Source organism: Microcoleus sp. LAD1_D3, from assembly GCF_036702135.1.
Lineage (GTDB): Bacteria > Cyanobacteriota > Cyanobacteriia > Cyanobacteriales > Microcoleaceae > Microcoleus.
In genome coordinates, this window is the sequence record NZ_JAUBSB010000020.1 from 74,267 (window position 1) to 95,678 (window position 21,412).

A 21,412-nucleotide genomic window follows, 5' to 3' on the forward strand; every position below is an offset into this window, starting at 1 on the left:
AAACTCCAATTTAGCCTAAAATTAAAAATACTGACTAGCCAACAATGCCCTATGTTTGAAGCCCTCGCCGATCGACTCGAATCCACCTGGAAAAAACTGCGCGGACAGAATAAAATCTCCGAGTCCAATATCCAAGACGCCCTCAAAGAAGTCCGCCGCGCCCTCCTGGAAGCCGATGTCAACCTCCAAGTCGTCAAAAACTTCATCGGAGAGGTAGCGGCAAAAGCACAAGGCGCAGAAGTCGTCTCAGGCGTCCGTCCCGACCAACAATTCATCAAAATCGTCCACGACGAACTCGTCCGCGTCATGGGGGAAACCAACGTACCCCTCGCCACCGCCGACTCCGGGCCCACAGTTATCCTGATGGCCGGTTTGCAAGGAACCGGGAAAACCACAGCTACCGCTAAACTAGCGCTGCACCTCCGCAAACAAAATCGTACCGCACTGCTAGTCGCAACCGACATTTATCGACCAGCCGCGATCGACCAATTGCTGACCCTCGGCAAACAAATCGACGTACCCGTATTTGAATTAGGCAAAGACATTGACCCCGTAGAAATTGCCCGCCAAGGCATCGAACACGGCAAACAAATCGGCATTGATACCATCATCGTCGATACAGCAGGCCGCCTGCAAATTGACCAAGACATGATGGCAGAATTGGCCCGTATCAAACAAACAGTAGAACCCCACGAAACGCTGTTAGTTGTTGATGCCATGACCGGCCAAGAAGCAGCAAATTTAACCCGCACCTTTCACGAACAAATCGGCATTACCGGCGCAATCTTAACCAAATTAGACGGTGATAGTCGCGGCGGTGCAGCCTTATCCGTGCGACAAATATCCGGCGCGCCGATTAAATTTGTCGGCGTCGGCGAAAAAGTGGAAGCCTTGCAACCATTTTATCCCGATCGCATGGCATCGAGAATACTCGGCATGGGCGATGTCTTAACGCTAGTAGAAAGAGCGCAAGAAGAATTTGACATCGCCGACGCCGAGAAAATGCAAGAGAAAATGCTCACGGCAAAGTTTGACTTTACCGACTTTCTCAAGCAAACCAGACTTTTAAAAAATATGGGTTCCCTCGGCGGCATCATGAAAATGATTCCGGGGATGAACAAACTCTCAGACGAACAAATGCGGCAGGGAGAAGTGCAGCTAAAACGCACCGAAGCCATGATTAATTCGATGACAGTTGAAGAACGCCGCAATCCCGAACTTTTAGCCAGTTCTCCCTCCCGCCGCCGCCGCATCGGCAAAGGCGCCGGCTACGCTGAAAACGACGTAACTAAGCTGGTGAGCGACTTCCAGAAAATGCGTACTATGATGCAGCAAATGAGTCAAGGCAACTTCGCCGGCATGGGAGGATTGCCGGGAATGCCCGGAATGCCCGGAATGGGCGGCCCCGGAATGCAGCCCGGTTCCCGCGGCTATATGGGGGCCCAGCAGAAGAAGAAAAAGAAAAAAGATAAGCCAAAAAAAGGTTTCGGACAGTTGTAAAAAGTATCTGACAGATTGCACCCTCCGTCAAAAACCTGTAGATACCGTAGGGTGCGTCGCTACCGACAATCTGCTAATCAGCTTGAAAATCACACAGCGACGCACCATACACAATACCGTTTTTAACTCTTTTCTTGTTGCTAGTTTCTATTTGAAAAAGCGTGCAATTGAATATGGTACAAACATTTACTCAACCAGAAACCATATCTATAGAATTGCCAAACGCGATCGCGCTTCTTGTCAGTAGCGAGCAATTCGAGGCTTTAGCATTGGCAAATCCCGACTTGAGATTAGAGATAAATGTATAAGGAGAGTAGGCTTTTGGGCCTTTCCCACAAGAGTTTCATAAAATTTATCGCGCCCAACTAGATGGGAGGCCAGCTTACTAGCCCTACTTTTAAGCCTAATAGTTCGGTTGCCTTGAAGCTGTCTACAGGCTGAGAAAATAAATATCCTTGCCCCAACTCACACCCCAACTCTCGCAGTTTCTGTAGCTGTGTTGGCGTTTCTATGCCTTCTGCCACGATATCCATACCTCGGCTGCGAGCCAGCGTCACAATTGTCTGGATAATTTCTACGCCACTGTTGTTTGCCCCAATGCGGCTGACAAAAGAGCGGTCAATCTTTAAGGTATCAATGGGAAACTCGTGTAAGCGGCTTAAAGAAGAGTAACCGGTGCCAAAGTCATCGATACACAACTGAATGCCTAGAGCTTTTAGCTGCTTCAACATCTTTTCTTCCCTGGATACTGTTTCTAAAATGCAACTTTCAGTAATCTCTAGTTTTAGACAGTAACTGGGAATGCCAGTCTGCTGCAAAATGTCCTCAATTCGATTGAGTAGGTTTACTTGCTTGAGCTGCACGCCGGAAAGATTGACATTAATCGCCAAGGGAGGTGTTTGGGGAAACTGTTGCTGCCAAATACTGATCTGGTGACAAGCTTCCTGCAAAACCCACCACCCTAGTTCATTGATCAAACCAGTTTCTTCAGCCACAGGGATAAACTCGGCAGGCGGGTAGATAATGCCAGATGCGTGATGCCAGCGCACCAAAGCTTCAAAGCCATTCAGTTGCCCCGTAGAAAGGGAGACAATGGGCTGGTAGTGAACGCAAAATTCTTGTAGTGCGATCGCCCTTCTCAAGTCGTTTTCCAACTGCAAGCGCGCCATCGCAACAGTTTGCATCGCTGGATCGAAAATTTCGTAACGACCTCTGCCTTGAGTTTTAGCATAATACATGGCGATATCGGCATCTCTGAGCACGTCTTCTGGGCGATCGTAACCCATTGCGCTAACGATAATTCCAATGCTGATCTCGGTAAATACTTCATAATCATTCAAATTAAACGGCTGCCTTAATTGATTTTGGATGCGTTCAGCCACCCTGTTTGGTTCATCAATATCTTGAATATCTTCCAGCAAAATCACAAATTCATCTCCTCCAAACCGGGCAACTGCATCTGTATGACGTAAACAAACTTGCAGTTGACGAGCAACGCTTTTTAGTAATTGATCCCCAACCAAATGTCCCAGGCTATCATTGACGACTTTAAAGCGATCGAGGTCAATAAATAGCACCGCATATAGATAATCTTCACGTCTGTACGAAAAGTCGATCGCCTGTTGCAGCCGATTCATAAACCAAGCGCGGTTAGGCAAAGCCGTTAGCGCATCGTGAAAAGCATCATGTCCTAATTTTTCTTCCCTTTGCAACAACTGAACTTGAGCCTCTTGAAGCTCGTTGACGGCTTGTCTAAGTTCAGCCGTTTGAGAAGCCACCCGTTGCTCTAACTCAGAAGTGAGTTTCTGCAAAGCCGCTTCCGCCTCTCTTCGCGCTTCAATTTCTTCTTTCAGAAGCACATTTTGCTCTTCCAGCGTCTTGGTCAAATTTCGCAGTCTCAGGTGTAGTTGCACGCGGGCTAAGACTTCCTCTTGCTGAAAGGGTTTGGTGATATAATCTACTGCCCCCATTGACAGACCTTTAACCTTATCCACGCGATCGGTAAGAGCTGTCATAAAAATCACAGGAATATCTTTTGTTGCCACCGATGCTTTTAAGCGGTAGCAGGTTTCAAACCCATCTATCCCCGGCATCATCACATCTAACAATATGATATTTGGCGAAACTTCTTGTAACTTATCAATAGCACTTTCCCCATCCTTAGCCACTAAAACCTTGAAGCCTGACTCCTTCAAAAAATCGAACAGAAGTTTTAGGTTATTCGGGCTATCATCAACAATCAAAATTACATTATCGTTTGATTTCAACATTTTATTCTCCAAAATGTGTTTTTACAAAGGCTAGTAGTTCTTTCTCTTCAAAATTTTTGGCAAATTGCAACAACTTATTAGCAAACAGATGATAGTTGCCGTTTATTTGCTTGAGTCTATTAGCTTCCTGCTCAACCACTTCAATATCGCCGATTCGAGCTGCATTAAACAGCGTTACAAGCTCTGTTGATGGCGGGATCGTAAGCTCACCACTTTGAACATTTAATAAATTAGTGAAACCTTCCCGCTGTTCGTTCTCTAAATCAGCAGGTTGCTCGTAAATCCATTCTATTTGCAAGTAAATCTTTAATAATTCCAGCAATTCGTCTACTTCGATAGGCTTTGACAGAAACTCGTTACAACCTGCTTCGTGGCTATTTTGGCGATCGAAGTTAAACACGCTGGCGCTGGATGCTATCAATATGACATCTTTAAACTCTGGTGATTGTCGCAAGCGTCGCGACATTTCAAATCCATCCATTACTGGCATCACTAAGTCTGTAATAATCAGATCGGGGTTAAACTCAGCAGCTTTAGCTAAACCCTCTGTTCCATTACAAGCTTCCATGATTTGAAAACCTAGTGGTTCTAAAATATTTCTCAGAAAAGAGCGATTTTCTAATCGATCGTCTACTAGCAGAATTTTATTTTTATTTCCTTTAAATCCAGTTAAATTCATTGAAGAATTGCTCGAAGTGGGCTCAATATATTCAGATGATTTAGTCAACTCTAAATCTAGAGAAAAAATGCTGCCTTGACCTAGTATACTCTCGACTTTTATTTCGCCTCCCATCATTTCAACAATTTTCTGTGCGATGGCTAATCCTAACCCCGTGCCTTCTGCCTTCTGTTGGCTATTTCCAACTTGTTCAAACGGTAAAAATATTTTTTCTAACTGTTCGGGTGCCATTCCCACCCCAGTATCTTGGATATGGAAACGAATTTTAGTAAGTGAGGATTGGTCAGAGTCTTCCCCGTTACCTATTACGCCTACCTTGAAAATAACACCTCCTTTTTGTGTAAATTTAATAGCATTGCCCAAAAGGTTAATCAAAACTTGGCGCAGTCGTTTTTCATCAGCATTAACAGCGTTAGGAAGTTGATTTAATACTTGATAATTAAAGGTTATTTCTTTTTGTTCAGCTCGGATGCGACACATTTCCACAACTCCCATCAGAAAAAAAGGAAAATTAAAAGCTGAACTGTAAAGTTCCATTTTACTGGCTTCAATTTTAGAAATATCTAAAATATCGTTAATCAGGGTGAGTAAGTGCGAACCACATTGGTGAATAATTTGGATAGCATCTTTTTGTTTAGGAGTGGTAGTTTTATCGCGTTCCATAATTTGAGCGTATCCTAGAATTCCGTTCAGGGGGGTGCGAAGTTCATGGCTCATGTTCGCGAGGAATTCGCTCTTGGCATGATTAGCCGTATCAGCAGCAACTTTTGCCTCTTTTAGCTCACTTGTCCGTTCTTCTACTCGATTTTCTAGCTCTAAGTTGGTCTTTTCTAAAGCCGCAAAAGACTCGCGCAATTGCCGTGCCATTTGGTTAAAAGATTGAGCCAGACTTCCCAGTTCATCGATGCTATTGACATCTACTTTGTGGTCTAATTCACCGCTAGCGATCGCTTTACTCGCTTGACTTAACCGAAAAATCGGATGGGTAATCCACCGGGAAGCAAGGATTCCTAACAACGTCGCTAGCACGAGCGCTAAAACGCAGAGTAAGATAGTGCTGCGGGTATTGGCATTAATTTGCTCCATAAAGTCGGCTTCTGGAACGACAACAACAATCAGCCAATCAAGACCTCGACCATCTTGGAATGGAGATACTTGCACGAATTCCCGCTGACCATCTAGGATGAAGTCTAGTTGCTGGTTGCTATCAATTTTGGTGAAGTTACCAAAGCGTTCTATTAAATGTTGCGCTGTACCCTTGATCAAAGGTACGCTGCTTTCAATCGCTTGTAATCTTTGCGTTTTTTTGATATTTTTGGTTTTAATAAATGGCTGTTCGGTGGTGGATGAAGCTACTAGCAAGCCAGAGCGTTCTATGAGAAAAGTCTTTCCCGATCTACCAATTTTTAAAGTTTGGAGAAAATCGCTGATTTTGGAGAGAAACAGATCGGTACTTACAACTCCTCTAAAAGTACCCTTTTTATCGTAAACAGGTTGGCTAGCGGAGATTCCTAGGCTAGGTTGAATATAATATTGATAAATTTTATTCCATTGGGGTTTCCCTGCAACTTTTGCGGCTTTATACCAGGGTCGAATGCGGGGATCGTAGTCTGGGTAGGTTTCCTTAAACTGAGTCGAGTTACCCTCTCTATCTGCCCTGATGATCGTATTAATAAAATTAGTAGATCGATCAGTTATTTCAATAACAACGCTGCCATCATCCTTATATCCAGCACCCGCATATTCTTTTCTTTCCCCTCCAAAACTGATGTAACTAACGGTGGAAAATTGCTTGAGTTGCCAGAAGAAGTAACTTCTCATCGAACCCATATTGTCTGGATTCCATAATCCAAAGCGGCCAATGGCATCGACGCTGATGGCATTGATCAAATGGGGCGTTTCCAAGTAAGTGTTTAATTGTTGATTGATGCGGGCGACTACCTCCGTTCGTAATTGGCTCGTAACGTTGTTGACGGCTGTTTTGCCGTTGCGTAGCGAGAGCCAACCTGTCAGTCCCACAGCGGCAAAGATTTGCAGGACAAATGGTACGACTAAGACGAGGCGCAGGGGGATTTTTTGAGAGCTTTTTGCCAGTTCATTCTCACTTGCGGTTAGTGTCATGGCGGAGTCATTTTAGTATTTGGATTGTTTCAATAACAACAGTCGCTCACCCTTGGTCATTTAAAGTCAGCTCTAGGAAAATTATTGATTCCGTCTCTCTTGAACGCCAATTGGTTTAATGATATCTTATGGTTGAATAACCGGGCTGAAATGAGCGGCTAATACTGATACAGTTTACAAATTTATGAAAGAAAACAGCTCCCCCATTTGAGACGGAATCTCCATAAATGTCAAATGTGCTATATTTTGCTTGGGGTTGTAGTGTGAGCCTACCTGCCCATTTCATGGATATTGAGTACACCTTCATTCACTTGTAGGTCTTGACCTCAATACTAATTGATCTAAGCATACAATTATAGTCAGGACTTACGAACTATAGGGCCTGAAACCCAGCTTTCCCGTGATGCCCTGAAAAAAAGGGGGCACTTGAAAGCCATCTTGGAAGGAGGTTTTGGAGGTTCTATGCGTAAGTCCTAAGCTTACGCTAAATGGCGCTTTTTTTTCAACGGGATCTCTGGCCCGTCCCACAAGGGTTCTCAAATAGAGGAAATGGCAACCTAGATGCACAATAGCTTAATAGTCGATCGTCCACAGTGCCTCAATCAACCCTCAACTCAAAACTTTGAGGCAGTGACAAGCAGGTTAAAAGCAAAGCTGCGTCAAGGTTTTGAGTTAATTGACCAAGCGAAAATATTTTTGCGGGCGTGAGTCAATAAAAGAGAGTGGCGAGAGCCCTTGAATCAGGTTCAAGGCGAGCTTGGACGATCTTATGAGTCAATAAGCCTGTCAATAATCCCGTATCTTTTTTGACGTTCAGGGGCTTTAATGCTTTTAGCATCAAAGTTCCAGAGGCGTTGTCACCCCGTCAAGTATTTTAACTTATTACTGTCTCGGACGATCAGCTTCGATCCGCTCTTGCAGTGTATGCTGCCCGTGGGGAGGTGCGGAATGTCGGTTAATTATTCACAATCAAACTGGGTTGTAGTAAGGAACTTTAGTCCTTAGTAACTAAACGGTTTAAGAAAAGGGAGAAATCATTACTACAAACTTAATTGCACAATCCAATTCTATTGAATAGCTTGCCTGAATTCCCGCATTGGGTAAAGGTGATTTTCAATATTGATACACCGCGCCAATAATACAATATCTAAATCGGGCAGAACTTGAGAGCGATCGACCTCTGCATATCCATCAGCCCCCAACGAATACAAACGCAGCCTACCATTTTCCCAAAACAAAACTTCAGGAATTTCGAGGCGTTTGTAAGCTTCCGACTTGTTAATACCGCCGCTAGTCACCACCACTTCCACCGCCAAATCAGGAAATTCTCGGTTAGCTCCCAATTTATAGGATTTATCCGCTTCTTGCTTCACCAATCCCGATGGACTTTCCAGCGTCATCGAACCAGTAGGCTGATAATCAATTCCCATTTGAAGCAGATAAAGATCTAGTAGAGAACCAATTCGTTCTTTAATCGTTTCATGTTTTTCTCCAGGCATACGTCTAATCTCCAATACCCCATCTAAAAACGATAATCTCACCCCTGGGCGTGAGAGAAGTTGTTCAACCACCTTAAACTCTCTCCAACTCAGCTCGTCAATTAAGATAGGTTCATCCACCTTTTCTAAAGTTGTTTCTAAAGTTGTTGCCATCCCAACCCCTCCTTACTCAATCTAATCTTCATTAGATCTGCGTTCATCAGCGCTCATCTGCCTACATCAGCGGTTGCAATCCCATCTACTGTCCCAAATTTTCCTTGTACTCGTCCGGTACAAATTCCGTAACCACTTGACCGCCACCACCGTCGCCTTTAACAATCACAGTTTGATTTTTTAACTCTCCCGCCGCCCTCGGACCCGTCAAATTAAACACCGGATTTAGTTGCTTGTAAACCACATTTCCTTCGGCGTCAAACGTCTGGTTAGTTAAATACCACGTTACGCGATCGGTATTTAATTGAGATTGACGTTTTTCACCAATTCCTACCACATTTCCCGTCAAATAAAAAACTTTTTTCTCTAAATCTCCCCGCCCCGTATCCCCAGTCATCGTCACCTTTTCCACGCGGTGCAAGACCTTCACAGGCCCAGGCGATACCACAGATTGCGCTGGAAAATTCCAACTCATCAAACTGCTTTCTATTTGCAGCGGCGGGTCTGATGGCATTAACTGAGCGTTTTGCGTCAGCGTTGCTATCTTGGTTTTTAAGTCTACATCTACCTTGTCGGCAAAACCGCTGTCTGTTAATTTTTTATCTTTGTATCGGTCAATTTGAGTCGGTTTGTCGCTGTTTACCTTTTGTTGCTCCACAAACCACACTAAGTGCTCGGTTCGCAATTGTAAAACCGGATCTTTAACATTCGCCACTACAGATCCGAATAACTCCATCCTCTTAGCCCTACTGAAAACCCGCGCTTCCTTCGCTGAAGCAGTTACCTGTTTGTTCTCTCCCGTCAAATTATTGCGAACAACTAAAACATCTTCCTTCGGCCGCCACTCCAACTCATTTCCCCGCAATACCACTCCATTTTTCAGGTCTTTAGCGACTATGTTACCTTTGAGAAAAACCTGATTTCCTTCCTGAAATACCTGCCCGGTTTCTCCCTGAATATCGTAAATTTCTTTGCCGTCCTGAAACAATTTGCCCACAGGTTTCTGAACGTTAACTATCTTTTTGTCTTTGCTGTAAACGGCATTTGTGGAGTTTACTTTCCAGAACGTCTCGCCCTTTTCGTTTGCTTGTTCTAGAGTTACTTTGTTCAAAGTTAAAGTGCTGTTTGACTGTTGAGCAGTTTTGATATCCTCAGCTAATTTGTTCTTTTGAGTCTCTTGGGGAGCCGCACAAGCAGCAATCCCCAAAATCAGTGCTGGTAAAAATAGCAGCATCAATTTTGGGGATTTGAGATTGGGAATTTGGGATTTGAGATTAATCATTGGCAATTGGGAATGTGTAATCGGTAATGGGGGATAAGGAATGGGGAATGGGGAATTGGTAATTGATAATTGGGTATTGAAAAACACTTAATCAAAAATTAAAAATGTGTCAGGTTTTGTCTAAATTTTTAACTTCTAATTCTCAATGATTCAACCCATTAACCATCACCCATTACCCTTTACCAATTACCCATTACCAAATCCCTATCTGTCGTCGTGTTCCTCCATCAAGCTCAGACCCGACAAAGGGCGGTAAGCATAATTAGGGCGCGATGTTTTTTGGATGTCGTCCTTAATCATTTCCAAATCGATATAGCGATCGGCTACATTAATCAAACTGTCGCTCGTCATCGATCGCAAACTCACCACCTCAACCCGCACACCGCGATAGCTCACAGCGTCTACAGCATAAGCCAAGTCGCCGTCACCGCTGACCAGAACCGCCGTGTCATAAGACCCCACTAAGGCCATCATATCCACAGCGATTTCTACATCTAAATTCGCCTTTTTAGAACCGTCAGGCAACTGTACCAAATCCTTAGAAATCACGCGGTAGCCGTTGCGGCGCATCCACAGCAAAAACCCCTGCTGTTTCTCATTAGTGCGATCGACACCCGTGTAGAAGAAAGAGCGCAGCAGCCGCGAACCCGCAGTTAAACGGCACAGCAGCTTAGTGTAATCAATCTCAATTCCTAACTGCAAAGCCGCGTAAAAAAGGTTAGACCCGTCAATAAAAATTGCCACTCTACCCCGATTTTCTAGAACCTGTTCCGGCGTAAAAAGGTCGTTGCTTTCTATTCTATTCAACATGATTGTTATGCCTCAATTTTTATGAAAGATTGATTGGTAAGGAAATAACTGCTAATTCGTAGTCTGTCATAACACCCAGAGCGCTGGCTGCCAACTATGAAGGTACTGTTTCCAGCAGTTCGAGCCGCTTAAAAACAGGTTGGGGTTCCCCCAGAGTTTGGTTAGCCGGTAAAGCGCCCCAGGCAGCATGAGCTGCAAAATTCGCTAAACTGTTAACTGTAACTCGATCGTTAAAGTCAATTGAAAAACCTAGCTGCTGATAGATAGCGTTGCTGATATTGGGAATTATCGGCGATAAAAGGTAAGATGCTAGTCTAACAGATTCCAGAACAGAATATAGCACTTGTTCGACACTTTCGAGCTGTCCCTGCTTGTACAAACTCCAAGGTGCTTGCACATCAATAAACTTGTTCCCAGCTCGAACTAATGCAAGCACGACTTCGCAAGCCTTGCTAAAAGCCAACTCTTCGTAAAAACCCGCTACTTGATCGCCCAAATCCCGGCTCATAGCCTTGAGAATGTTGTCACCGTCAATGTTTTCTCCCAACACATTTGGTACGCAGCCACCACAATATTTGCGAGCCATGTTTAGGGTACGATTAAGCAAATTTCCCAAATCGTTTGCTAGCTCAGCATTCAATATATTGATAAACCGAGTTTCGTTAAAATCGCCGTCCTCTCCGAACTCAATTTCTTTGAGGAAATAGTAACGTACTGCATCAGCGCCGTATTTGTTGACCAATTCGACAGGGTTTAAAGTATTACCCTCCGTTTTCCCCATTTTTTTGCCGTCTTTGGTCAAAAACCCGTGTGCGAAGACGCGACCCGGCACCGGCAGATTCGCTGACATCAACATTGCCGGCCAGTAAACTGCGTGGAAGCGAAGAATATCTTTGCCGATCAAGTGCAAGTCAATCGGCCACCATTTAGATAAAGCATTCTCCAACATCGGGTCGCTGTCCGGATCTAGCAAGGCGGTGACGTATCCCAGCAAAGCGTCAAACCAGACGTAGATGCTGTGACTGGGGTCAACTGGCATCGGCAGACCCCATTCGAGATTCACTCTAGAAATCGAAAAGTCTTGTAGTCCAGAGTTGACGAAACTGAGCACTTCGTTGCGTCGGGTTTCCGGCGCGATGAAGTCGGGGCGTTCTGCGTACAAAGCCAGCAGTTGGTCTTGATACCGCGACAGGCGGAAAAAGTAATTTTCCTCGTCGCGCCACTCAACTTCCTTGCTGGTGTGAACGGAGCACCGATTTCCCGGCAACAATTCCCGTTCATCCTTGAATTCTTCACAGGAGACGCAGTACCAGCCTTGTTGCTGGTTCAAGTAGATGTCGCCGGAGTTCCAGACGCGCTGGAAAAATTCTTTGACAATGTACTCGTGGCGCCGCGAAGTTGTGCGGATGAAGCGATCGTACTGGATGTCGAGTTGCTCCCAAAGCGCCTCAAACGCCGGAACCACTGAATCGCAGTGAGCTTGGGGCGATCGTCCTAAAGTCTCGGCTGTCCGCTGAATTTTCTGCCCGTGTTCGTCCGTCCCCGTCACCAGCAAAACTGATTTGCCCCGCAGCCGCTCAAACCTGGCTAGGGCATCCGCAGCCATAGTCGTGTAAGCGCTGCCCACGTGAGGTAAATCGTTCACATAATACAGAGGCGTTGTGATCGCAAAGGTATTTTTAGTTTTATCTGTCGATTTCATTGAATGCTAAAAGAAAATTCCCTAAATTTCGTTTCGATCTTAACTCAGCGGTTAAATTTTTTATGTAGTGGCTATCAAGCCAAATTCACTGCAAGTTATTTGCCATTGTCTAACCCGGGCTATTCCCAAAATAAATATTGCTTTCATATCAACACTAATCTTTTTTAGTTCTTTTTGACGAACTCTCTAAAATGTCTTAATATTTTGACCTTCTGCTGCCTTGGGAAGCGACGATCGCGGGGTTCGCGCCTCCTCAATTTATTTGTCGCAGCCGCTATCCCTAGAGCGGGCGATTGCCCTACCCGATTTGCAACAAAACTCATCGGTTGGGCTGCTAAACCTACCATTCGACTAACACTCCGCGACCACTTTCTGTAAATGCGCGATCGCTCGCCATCGCAATCTTTTTCTTCCACTCGCTGGAAAGTCGCTCCCCATAACTCCTGCCACTTTCCGAGCCGCTCATGGACGCAGAAAGCGGGTTGTTTACGAAACTCTCTGGTCCAGCGCGAAGCTTTAGTTTCTTACCCCAAAAAGAGTATAAAACCCACATTCCGCACCTTCAACTGTCACTATCGGTTTTTACTTATTTTGATCCAGCAATAAAACTATAAGTTCTACTATTATACCGTAGATTAACGGATAAAAAACTTTTTAAAGGCATAATTTATTACTTTAAAGATATAGTTTTCTGCGTAATTATGCTGTGTGACACCCCAGGGTGCGGAATGTGGGATAAAAGCCTAGGTTTTTTGTCACAAAACCCGGTTTATAAAGGTTGCGAGTACGTCCACAAACAATAAAACCCCAAGCCCGTTAAGCTTGGGGATATCACATTAGGGCGCATCTAACAAGGGATGATCCGATCGCCCTCGATCGCCATCAGGAAAACTCACTCGATTTCCGCCAATAGCTTCTGACAAATAATCGGCCGCAGCTTCCACTACCGCGATCGCATTTTCGTAAACCATCCGCGTCGGCCCCAAAACCCCAACACTACCCACGGGAACTGATCCCCGGCGGTAAGTCGAAGAAATCAGAGTACAGCCGCGAATTGGTTCTAAGGAATTTTCCGAGCCAATACGCACCGTTACCCGCTTGCCTGGCGTGTCCAACTCAGGCGATTCAAAAATCAAAGGCCAAAGCAGTTCTTGCTCTTGTTCGAGCAGTTGCACCAGAGTTTGAACTTGCTGCAACTGCGAAAACTCAGGTAAGCGCAGTGCTTCTGCCAAACCGCCGATCAAAATCCGCGTGTAGGTTGGATTTCTTTGGCGGCTGCTCAAAGCAGTCAGCATGGTTCCCATCCACTCAGCGTACAGCTCAAAGTCCCGATCTAACTCGCTCCAGTCTACAGCCGAGAGTTCCAAGAGCGATCGTCCCCGCAACTTGGTGTTCAAAAAATTTGACAAAATCTGCAATTCGCGATCGACGATTTCAACATCAGGACTGTTACCTTCTGCGTCCCTTGGCAACTGCACCAAAACCGACTGAGTTTCGTACGCATCCGTCACCACGATCAGCATCACCTTTCCCGCCTCTAGCTGCACCAGTTGCAAGTGGCGCAAGCAAGCCATATTGGTTTGCGGTATGGTGATCATGGCTATGTAACCGCTGATCGTTGCCAGGATTTGAGCAGCGCCACGGAGTGCGGCGTCCATGCGACCGTCCGACCAATTGAGCTGGTCTAGTACCTGTTCCACCTTGCGGGCCAGCGTATCAGACGGCTGAATCAACTGGTCTACATAAATCCGGTAGCCGGAGTCAGAGGGGACTCGTCCGGCAGAAGTGTGGGGCTGATAAAGCAGTCCAGCTTTTTCAAGAGTCCCCATCGCATTGCGAATTGTAGCTGGGCTGACGCTGAGGTTGAATTCGTCAGCCAAAGCTTTTGAGCCAACGGGTTCCGCTGTAGCTATATAGTGGCGAACCGTTGCCCAAAGGATGTATTGTTGCCGATCGGTGAGGTTAACGCGCACAGATATTTAAGCAGAATTAGTATTCAGACAATTTGCCACTATCGAGTCAGAAGCTCTGTCCCTAAGGGCGATCGGACAGAGTTATCTATTTAACATAACAGATTTAGGCTTCGGTGAGTTCGGGAACTGATTGTGCAAGGGATTTAACGGATTGTGTAAGTGATTTAACGGATGGATTTTGAGGGAATGAACAGGAAAAATGTTTTAACTTTTAACTTTTAACTTTCAATTTGGGAGCTTCGCTTCCCCCAATCGTATCTCTGCCCAATGGCCCATTCCTCGGCTTTGCTTTGCCCAATTCCCTTTAAGTGTGTTCTTTCAGAATATTTTGCAGGTAATTAGCCACTGCATCCGGCTGTTCCACCATTGCCAAATGGCCACAATCTGGAAGCTGAAGGACATTCTCGCCGCTACCTTGGAACATCCAGTGAAAGCTAGCCAAATGCAGCACGTATTTGGGTTCCATAATTTTGTCTTTAGTGCCGGCAATAAAATAAACAGGCTGCTTGAGTCGGGATACTATTTGCGGCAAGAGGTGAATCTCCGCTTCGGTGGTCGAGTCCAACAAAGCCCCCAAAGCTGCCTCTGGATGAGCTCCCACGAAATCTCTCAAGCGCTGCCGTCCCCAGGAGCGGCCGATCGAGCCGGCCACAGAATCGCGGGCAAACACGAAATCTGCTAACGGCAAGTTAGACAGCCAGCGGGGGCGCATTTTGACTAGCTGCTTGCCGACTGCTCGAAACCGCTCGAATTCTTCCTTTAGATAGATGCCGCCGCCTGCATTGATACAGACGACACCTTTAATGCGATCGGACAATTGGCTGGCTCCCCATAGAGCGATCGTGCCGCCCAGAGAGTGTCCCACCAGCCAAGCAGAAGATATATCGAGTTTTTCGAGTAAAAGTTCCAAATCGCGAGCGTAAGCTGCGGGAGTGTAGCAGGAATTTAGCGGTTCGGAACGACCGGTATAGCCGCCGTCCGATTGAGAATCGCCAAACCCCCGCAAATCGTAGGTAAGGCACTGATAGTTTGATGTCAAGCGATCTGTCAAAGGTTGCCAGTAGTGGCGGCTTAACAGCCAGCCGTGGACAAATACCAGAACCGGGGAAGTTGTAGTCGGAGCCGTCAAATCGTAAGCGTGCCGAACCCCTAGGATGTCGATTGTTGCCATATTTTTATCCTACCCGCTCCATAAGACCTATGTAAACCTATGTATAGCCTTTCTCAGAAAGATGCAGTAAGCCGAAACCCTGTGTTCTCAAGCTTTTTCAGTTGAATTGTTTACCTCATCTACCCAAGAAGCGCTATAAGTAAGTCAAAAAGACTCAACTTTATCGATTTACCGCTTACTTTCTGCTGCAACGCGCGGTCTTAAGCGGACGTTACAAGATTTTTGTCCACTGCACCGGCAATATTGGCATAGCGTGCCCTTTTATCCGATCGCCCTAGAATAAATATTCCTTCAAACCAACGTTCTATGTTTTTTGCAGCATTCAAATTTCTGTCTGCTGTATGAGCGCAATGGGGACATACATCAGCGCGATTTTTTAAGAGCATCTTGCGGCAAGAATTTTCCCAGTTTTAGCCGATTTATAAATCGTAAACCCTCGGTATATTAGTGTCAATTTATATCAAAAATATTTTGGTAGTCGAGTCAAAAATTAAATTTGTACCTTCCACATTCAACTATTGAACCAGCACAATTGTAAGGATTAAACAATGCTTTAATTTCTCAGTTTTAGGGCTAGCTAGCCTTAGCTATACCTCGCTTTAAGCGAGGTAATACGTACTTTATGGAGGAAGTTTTTGCGAATATTTGCGACTTTTGCGTGTAGTTCCGCGAGCTTATTTTACGAACTAAAAATAGTCACAAATATAGCAATCCTCGCATCATTTGTGAATTTCTTACTCCCGATCGAGCGGGTTCGGGGAGGGTTGGGGTGGGGTAAAAAATTTACGACTCCTGCAAGGATTGCTAAATTGCTTGTTAAACTCCCCTATTTATCTGGCACATCTTTTCTCTTAGGACGGTTATTTTGTAGATAAAGTACGCCATCAAACTTAAAAAGCTTGACAACATCGTTTCTGCGTCTCCAATATTTATGAGAACCGCTATCTAGACTCGTTTGTACGAACAATAGACTTCTTGCAAAAGTCCTTTTAATCAAATTTTCCGACGGGCAAGATGCTCATCCCACAAGAGAAAAAACTTTTTGTGGGACGGGCATCTTGCCCGTGCCAGCTATTTTTGCAAGAGGTCTAATGTTGCCGATTTTTTTACCCTATCTCACTGGAAAACTTCTGCAAACTAATGTCTACTTATAGAAATCTAGTTATTTAGGGATCGGCCGCTTGCCCTAAAATCGCTCGCCCAGCAATCTTTGGCGTACCCCCTCAGCGATTTTCTGCCCCAGATACTCGGGAATTAAACTTTCATTGGGGCCCAACAAGTAGAGAATCAGGCGAGTTCGTCCCCGCCAAACCAGCAAATTAGCATTTACCACCAACAAATCCTCTTGCCAGATGGCATACATAACTTTGTAAAAAAGTCCAGGTTGATTATCTGCTTCAATCAACAAAGCTGGCAAGTGGAAAACTGGATCGACGTAGAATTCAGTGGCCACATCCTCCAAACCCGCGTCTAAATTAAATTCCACCGCCAACATCTCTTCAACCTCAAAATGTCCCGCCAATGCCTCTCGAACGGCTCTACAGACGTTTTCTGCTGTTTTATCTGCCAATACCTTGCCACCGCGAGATACGACCAATTTGATAAATACCAGCATCGGCGGGTAAATTTGACCGTACAGACTCAGACTGTGAATCGTCAGTCCGTAGGCTGCGAGGACTCCAAAAATATCGCTCAATAGAAAAGACTGGTTCCGGTAAGCAAAATGCAGGGCACTTTTGTTACCTTCGGCTCTGATTTCGATGACTGCTTGCCGAGTTTTGTAAAGCTGGTAAGCTAATTTGAGGTTTTGCAACTGAATTTCGCTGCTGACAAATTGCTCATAAAACTGCGGAAACGCTCGGTTAAAGCGCTTGAGAAGTTCTAGTGTAGATGGTTTTAAACCCGAAGCCATAATTGAGGAGAAGGTGCGGGAGATATACGAGGTATTGACTCTTCCATGCCTTATGGCAATGGGATTTTCGATTTGACGATTCGACTTAAATTGTCCCCGTCTTCTCACTAAAAGCAAAAGTCAAATCTGTCTGAGAACTTATCACGAGAATGTCACCGTTGCGCCATTCCAGTGGTATTTCCCACCAAGGGTATAAGTTCCGGCGCGATCGGCGGCACTCAAAAGAAGCAATTCCCAAAATGCCTCTGTCCTGGTTCGGCAACAAATTTTACCTTAAAAGCGGGTTGTCCGCGCACTGGCTAGCAGAACAGTTCTACGAAACTTGACGAGAATCAAGAATCAAAAAAGCGCAGACTCAATGTTGGACGACAAATCCCTGTTTTCGGCGTAAGATGAGTGTACCGTAAACTGTTCCTCAAGAGGCTACCCGCAATTCATCCCACGCCGATCGGAGTGGATTTATCTTTCGGGTTCTCTTTCTCGTCGTCCAACTTCTACTACCTTAACCGCGCCTGCATGGGTTTTTGGAAAAACTTATTTAGTAGTTCTGAGTCTGCCTCTGTACCCCAAACAGCGGATTTTGAGGAAGATGTGGCTGTTGGGTTAGGCGATCCGCTTTCCCCAACGTTTCGCAAACCCGCCAGCGGCAACGCTCGCATCTTTTTCAGTTGCGATCGGGACATTGACCTCTACGAACTCGAAGAACTTTGTAATGCAGTGGGTTGGTCCCGCCGTCCCCTGCGTAAAGTCAAAAAAGCTATTGTGCACAGCTTCCTAGTCGTCTCTATGTGGGAGATGCGGGGCAGCCAGCGACGGCTGGTGGGTTTCGCCAGAGCGACTTCAGACCATGCTTTTAATGCCACGCTTTGGGATGTGGTAGTTCATCCCGACTACCAGGGCAAAGGCATGGGCAAGGCGCTGATGAAATACATCATTAAAAAACTCCGCAGTGAAGATATCAGCAACATTACCTTATTTGCTGACCCTCAAGTGGTGGATTTTTACCGCAATTTGGGCTTTATGTCCGATCCAGAGGGGATTAAAGGTATGTTTTGGTATCCAGATTAGCCCAGAGGTGCAGGTCGGCGTTGATTTGTTGAGGATATACAATACAATATTGACGCTGACAACACCAACTGCACCTGTGCGCTGTGGTCAGTTAGGCTTTGATGTATCTCGGCACCAGCGCCGTTATGAAGTCGTGCAAGTATTGTCAGTCAATTGGAGATTTGAGACTGCGGCGTGAGACTTCGGCGATCGCTCAGACGATCGGCACTCAGTCGAGCCGTCAAGTCGCCCTCAGTCGAGTCGCCCTCAGTCGAAAGAACTATTTGATATTTGAGATTTATTCCACAGATGAATCTGGGAGCTTGAACTAGGGTCTAAAATTGTAAGCCGATCACGACAGGAGTCTAGGGCTTGTATCCGTTTTTGGGTGGGGTCAAACCGCACAACCTGAAAAAAAACTTCGCCTTAGCTGCATCGAGAGCTAAATATTTAATAAAGCTTGACAAGCAAGCGGTTTTGTGCGTTAATAGTTAGAGGTTAGCTAACTATAACACCGGGATGTAGCGCAGCTTGGTAGCGCGCCTGCTTTGGGAGCAGGATGTCGCAGGTTCAAATCCTGTCATCCCGATCGCACAATGTTAAATAATAGATTGAAGCAGAACTGTCTCTGATGTTTACATTTCGTCAAAATGAAAACAAATTGAGGCAGTTTTTGCTGATCGTGTTAAGTCGCCAGTCTTTGCGTTAATGTGTTTCAGGATCGCTCCTGATGGAAAAAACATGAAATCATTAGTTCGTTTGGGCGCAATATTGGGAATTGTCGGCAGCACTCTGCTGGGCCCCTCCCCAATTGGCAAGATGTCTGCACTGGCACTGCCGGAGCCGCAAATTTTGGAAAAATTGCGATCGGTGCCAGTATTTACGATTACAGACGCTCAGGGTGCGCCCCTGATCGCTTCTGTTCCCAAGCAGGGTGAGGGTCAAACTGGTAATGCTTCCGTGGCGGGAATTTTCATCAGCCAGAAAGATGCTCAAGCTTTTGTCGATCAACTGAAAACCAGAAATCCTCAGTTGGGAGCCTCGGTGCGCGTGATGCCAGTATCCCTGGGCGAAATTTATCAGCTCACTCAAGCAAATAAAGGCAAGCCGGAGGAAGTGCAATTTGCTTTCGTTCCGGCTCCGCAGCAGGTGCAGTCGGCTAAAACTGTACTTCAGCAGACTGGTCAACAAGTTAACGAGTTCAACGGTGTACCTCTATTTTTGGCCAGAGGGGGCGCAGAAAATGGTTATTTGACGATTCAGCGGGGTCAGCAAGAGGTGATTCCCTTGTTTTTTAACAAGGAGGATTTGCAGGGAATGGTCGATCGTTTTAAGCAGCAGCAGCCGAACGTGACTGCCACAATTAAGATTGAGGTGGTGAACTTGGAGAGCGTTTTGGAAGCTTTGCGTACTGAGAACGACCCGTTTTTGACCCAAATGATTTTGATTCCGTCGCGGGAGTCGCTGGAATTTGTGCGATCGCTCCAACCTGCCGGTGCGGGCCAAAATCCACAGGTTGCTCCGAATCAAACTCGGCCGGCTCCTGCCTCTCCGGCTCCAGCTCCGGCTCCAGCTCGGCCGGCTCCAGCTCCGGCTCCAGCTCGACCCGCTCGCTAATAGTTAGCCAGCAGTCATCAGTCATCAGTTATCAGTCATTAATTAGTAGGTTGGGTTTCTCGACTCAACCTACTATTTACGAATTAGCAATTAGCAATTAACAATTAGCAATTAGCAATTAGCAATTATTACAAAGTCTTATGTTTGTTTCTGGTTTAGAGCTTTGGGAATGGGCGAATCAAGCTAAAACCGAGGCGAGATCCTCTGACATTCCCCTAGCAGAAATCGACTGGCTGCTGAAAGAGCTGGCTGGTTTGGATAGGTTGGCTCTGCGTTTGGAGTCGTTTAAAGATTTGCCAAAAATAGAATTAAAGTTGTCTTTATCTGAACTTGCTCAATTGTGGCAGCGGCGCTTGCAAGAACGGGTGCCGGTCCAGTATTTAACGGGAGTTGCACATTGGCGGCAATTTTCGCTCAAAGTAACGCCGGCGGTGCTAATTCCGCGTCCTGAAACGGAATTGCTGATCGATTTGGCTGTGGAAGCTGTTAAAAGCTATTCAGTTAATCCCCAATCGCATTGGGTGGATTTGGGGACGGGCAGCGGGGTGATCGCGATCGGCTTGGCTTCTGCGTTGACAAATGCTACGGTTTATGCAGTAGATTGCAGTTCGGAAGCTTTGGCAGTGGCTCGAATGAATGCTGAGAATTTGGGCTTTGAATCGCGAATTAATTTTTATCAAGGTTCGTGGTTGGAACCGCTAGAATTTCTCAAAGGTCAAGTCAGCGGCATGGTGTCTAACCCCCCTTACATTCCCAGCAGCACGGTGCTGACTCTGGAACCGGAAGTTTTGAAGCACGAACCTCATCTGGCCTTAGACGGCGGTTGGGACGGGTTAGAGTGTATCCGGCATTTGGTAGAAACGGCTCCCGATTATTTAGAATCCGGGGGAGTTTGGCTGGTGGAGATGATGGCGGGACAAGAAACGGCGGTAGCTGATATGCTGCAAAGTCACGGGAGTTACGGTGAAGTTCAGATATTTTCGGATTTAGCAGGAATCGATCGCTTTGCCTTAGCCTACCGTCTTTAGGTTTCAAGAATATGCCGCAATTCTAAAATTTTAAATCTAAAATGTCATGACACAAGTTGCAATCGATGCCCTAGTTCAAGGGGCCATTTCTGGTAATCATATCGTCAGTTTTCCTACAGATACTGTATCCGCTTTGGCTGCGCGTCCCGATCGCTCCGAGCTGATTTTTGCAGCTAAACGCCGCAGTCAAGACAAACCGCTGATTTTGATGGCAGCATCGGCCCAGGCTTTGTGGGCTTACGTGCAGGGAAGTCCGGCAGAGTTAAAATTGTGGCAGCAAGTAGCCGACTCCTATTGGCCGGGGGCGTTAACTTTGGTGCTGCCGGCTTCGCCAAAAGTTCCGGCGGCTCTCAATCCCATCGACCCAACTACAATCGGAGTACGAGTGCCTAACCTTCCCCTTGCCCTAAAGATTCTAGAGCAGACAGGCCCTTTGGCTACTACCAGTGCTAATTTATCCGGCCAGCCGCCTCTGGAGTCTGTGACAGAAATTGAGGCTGTGTTTCCCGAAGTCTTGACATTAGTGCCTTCTGAATTAGCAACAGCGACAACAGCTTCGAGTTTGCCTTCCACTGTGGCTAAATGGACTGGCAGCGATTGGGAAATATTGCGACAAGGCGCGATCGAGTTAGAATGCTAAAAGCTAAA

General features: G+C 45.9%; 19 protein-coding genes and 1 tRNA gene. 9 read left to right on the top strand and 11 right to left on the bottom strand.

Features of this window, described 5'->3' with window-relative positions:
* The first annotated feature begins 51 nt into the window (after positions 1 to 51).
* Positions 52 to 1,500, top strand: a complete 1,449-nt coding sequence (gene ffh / locus QUA74_RS14125) for a signal recognition particle protein (protein WP_333329740.1) — start codon at positions 52 to 54, stop codon at positions 1,498 to 1,500.
* 173 nt (positions 1,501 to 1,673) lie between these two features.
* Positions 1,674 to 1,808, top strand: a complete 135-nt coding sequence (locus QUA74_RS14130; protein WP_333329743.1) for a hypothetical protein — start codon at positions 1,674 to 1,676, stop codon at positions 1,806 to 1,808.
* A gap of 57 nt (positions 1,809 to 1,865) precedes the next feature.
* Here the strand turns inward: QUA74_RS14130 and QUA74_RS14135 are convergent, their stop codons facing one another.
* The gene (locus tag QUA74_RS14135) at positions 1,866 to 3,770 is read right to left on the bottom strand and encodes an EAL domain-containing protein (protein WP_333329746.1); all 1,905 of its coding nucleotides are present in this window, start codon (positions 3,768 to 3,770) and stop codon (positions 1,866 to 1,868) included.
* A 1-nt stretch (position 3,771) separates the two neighbouring features.
* Entirely contained in the window at positions 3,772 to 6,570 is a 2,799-nt protein-coding gene (locus QUA74_RS14140; RefSeq protein WP_333329748.1) for an ATP-binding protein, read from the bottom strand.
* 561 nt (positions 6,571 to 7,131) lie between these two features.
* Here QUA74_RS14140 and QUA74_RS14145 point away from each other — a divergent pair.
* Positions 7,132 to 7,278, top strand: coding sequence for a hypothetical protein (locus QUA74_RS14145; protein WP_333329751.1), 147 nt, complete (start codon positions 7,132 to 7,134; stop codon positions 7,276 to 7,278).
* 359 nt (positions 7,279 to 7,637) lie between these two features.
* On the opposite strand, the gene QUA74_RS14150 is transcribed toward QUA74_RS14145, so the two are convergent.
* From QUA74_RS14150 to QUA74_RS14190, 9 genes are all read right to left on the bottom strand, one after another.
* On the bottom strand, positions 7,638 to 8,222 hold the full coding sequence (locus QUA74_RS14150) for a Uma2 family endonuclease (RefSeq protein ID WP_333329753.1): 585 nt from the start codon (positions 8,220 to 8,222) through the stop codon (positions 7,638 to 7,640).
* Positions 8,223 to 8,307: 85 nt separating this feature from the next.
* Entirely contained in the window at positions 8,308 to 9,504 is a 1,197-nt protein-coding gene (gene lptC / locus QUA74_RS14155; RefSeq protein ID WP_333329756.1) for an LPS export ABC transporter periplasmic protein LptC, read from the bottom strand.
* Between the two features lie 204 nt (positions 9,505 to 9,708).
* Positions 9,709 to 10,314, bottom strand: a complete 606-nt coding sequence (locus QUA74_RS14160) for a LabA-like NYN domain-containing protein (protein ID WP_006631885.1) — start codon at positions 10,312 to 10,314, stop codon at positions 9,709 to 9,711.
* 94 nt (positions 10,315 to 10,408) lie between these two features.
* Positions 10,409 to 12,016, bottom strand: a complete 1,608-nt coding sequence (gene metG, locus QUA74_RS14165) for a methionine--tRNA ligase (RefSeq protein WP_333329759.1) — start codon at positions 12,014 to 12,016, stop codon at positions 10,409 to 10,411.
* Positions 12,017 to 12,356: 340 nt separating this feature from the next.
* Positions 12,357 to 12,482, bottom strand: a complete 126-nt coding sequence (locus QUA74_RS14170) for a hypothetical protein (protein WP_333329762.1) — start codon at positions 12,480 to 12,482, stop codon at positions 12,357 to 12,359.
* Positions 12,483 to 12,852: 370 nt separating this feature from the next.
* Positions 12,853 to 13,995 carry a heat-inducible transcriptional repressor HrcA gene (hrcA, locus tag QUA74_RS14175; RefSeq protein ID WP_445251670.1) on the bottom strand — a complete coding sequence of 381 codons (1,143 nt, stop codon included), beginning with the start codon at positions 13,993 to 13,995 and terminating at the stop codon, positions 12,853 to 12,855.
* Between the two features lie 298 nt (positions 13,996 to 14,293).
* The gene (locus tag QUA74_RS14180) at positions 14,294 to 15,160 is read right to left on the bottom strand and encodes an alpha/beta hydrolase (protein ID WP_333329769.1); all 867 of its coding nucleotides are present in this window, start codon (positions 15,158 to 15,160) and stop codon (positions 14,294 to 14,296) included.
* Positions 15,161 to 16,346: 1,186 nt separating this feature from the next.
* Complete coding sequence (locus QUA74_RS14185; protein WP_006631881.1) at positions 16,347 to 17,072, bottom strand: hypothetical protein; 726 nt, start codon at positions 17,070 to 17,072, stop codon at positions 16,347 to 16,349.
* Positions 17,073 to 17,157: 85 nt separating this feature from the next.
* A complete protein-coding gene (locus tag QUA74_RS14190; protein ID WP_333329772.1) occupies positions 17,158 to 17,334 on the bottom strand; it encodes a hypothetical protein in 177 nt (58 codons plus the stop codon).
* 254 nt (positions 17,335 to 17,588) lie between these two features.
* Here QUA74_RS14190 and QUA74_RS14195 point away from each other — a divergent pair, with 254 nt between their 5' ends.
* From QUA74_RS14195 to QUA74_RS14220, 6 genes are all read left to right on the top strand, one after another.
* Complete coding sequence (locus QUA74_RS14195; protein ID WP_242725747.1) at positions 17,589 to 18,140, top strand: GNAT family N-acetyltransferase; 552 nt, start codon at positions 17,589 to 17,591, stop codon at positions 18,138 to 18,140.
* 125 nt (positions 18,141 to 18,265) lie between these two features.
* Positions 18,266 to 18,451 carry a hypothetical protein gene (locus QUA74_RS14200; RefSeq protein ID WP_333329775.1) on the top strand — a complete coding sequence of 62 codons (186 nt, stop codon included), beginning with the start codon at positions 18,266 to 18,268 and terminating at the stop codon, positions 18,449 to 18,451.
* 183 nt (positions 18,452 to 18,634) lie between these two features.
* Positions 18,635 to 18,708 (top strand) — tRNA-Pro (locus QUA74_RS14205).
* A gap of 152 nt (positions 18,709 to 18,860) precedes the next feature.
* Positions 18,861 to 19,736, top strand: a complete 876-nt coding sequence (locus tag QUA74_RS14210; RefSeq protein ID WP_333329778.1) for a Tic22 family protein — start codon at positions 18,861 to 18,863, stop codon at positions 19,734 to 19,736.
* Between the two features lie 140 nt (positions 19,737 to 19,876).
* The gene (gene prmC, locus QUA74_RS14215; protein ID WP_333329781.1) at positions 19,877 to 20,764 is read left to right on the top strand and encodes a peptide chain release factor N(5)-glutamine methyltransferase; all 888 of its coding nucleotides are present in this window, start codon (positions 19,877 to 19,879) and stop codon (positions 20,762 to 20,764) included.
* 46 nt (positions 20,765 to 20,810) lie between these two features.
* Complete coding sequence (locus tag QUA74_RS14220) at positions 20,811 to 21,404, top strand: L-threonylcarbamoyladenylate synthase (protein WP_333329784.1); 594 nt, start codon at positions 20,811 to 20,813, stop codon at positions 21,402 to 21,404.
* Positions 21,405 to 21,412 lie beyond the last annotated feature (8 nt).